The 687-nt window shown below is 49.9% G+C and carries 1 protein-coding gene; it reads left to right on the top strand.

The window, feature by feature from the left end; genetic code table 11:
* Window positions 1-511 (top strand): group II intron maturase-specific domain-containing protein (locus MO867_RS22410; RefSeq protein ID WP_305884250.1); only part of this gene is annotated, 511 nt, incomplete at its 5' end.
* Between the last annotated feature and the right edge of the window lie 176 nt (window positions 512-687).

Below are 687 nucleotides of genomic sequence, written 5' to 3'. Positions count from 1 at the left end.
AACGGATGCAGAGCGCTTTTACCGGGTGCTACCGCAACGGCTGAACAAGTTTGGCCTACAGTTAGCTCCCGAGAAAACGCACCTGAAGCGGTTTAGCCGCTTCCATCCGGGTCGAAAGCGACAGTTCCAGTTTCTGGGTTTTGAGTTCTACTGGAGCCTGGATGTCAACCAACGCCCCAGGCTTAGATGCCGCACGGCAGCGAAGAAACAGAAGGGCACAATGGAAACGCTCTATCACTGGATCAAAGCCAAGCGGAGTGAGCGCCTGAGGGAATGGTTGCCCATCCTGAAGCGCAAGCTACAAGGGTTCCAGAACTACTTCGGTCTGCCAGACAACAGTCGAAGCTTGTCCCGTTTGTACAGTTATGTTCTACACAGCATACACAAATGGCTCAATCGGCGGAGTCAGCGCAAGAGTTATAACTGGAATAGTCTAAAGGAAATGCTGGGATATTTTGGGCTAAAGCCACCGCGTGTATACAAACGCAGTATACTTGTGGACTGGTATTAGGGGTCGTGCTTTACACGAGCGAATATATTATTGAAGAGCCGGATGCGGTAGTTCGGTAGTTCGGTAGTTCGGTAGTTCGGTAGTTCGGTAGTTCGGTAGTTCGGTAGTTCCGCACGTCCGGATGGTAGTGTTCAGAATTCTGTGTCACTTCTTTACTATTAGCAAAAAAGAGATGA

Origin of the sequence: Microbulbifer okhotskensis (assembly GCF_023895975.1) — a bacterium.
Classification (GTDB): domain Bacteria; phylum Pseudomonadota; class Gammaproteobacteria; order Pseudomonadales; family Cellvibrionaceae; genus Microbulbifer; species Microbulbifer okhotskensis.
This window is presented reverse-complemented; position numbering and strand designations above follow the sequence as displayed.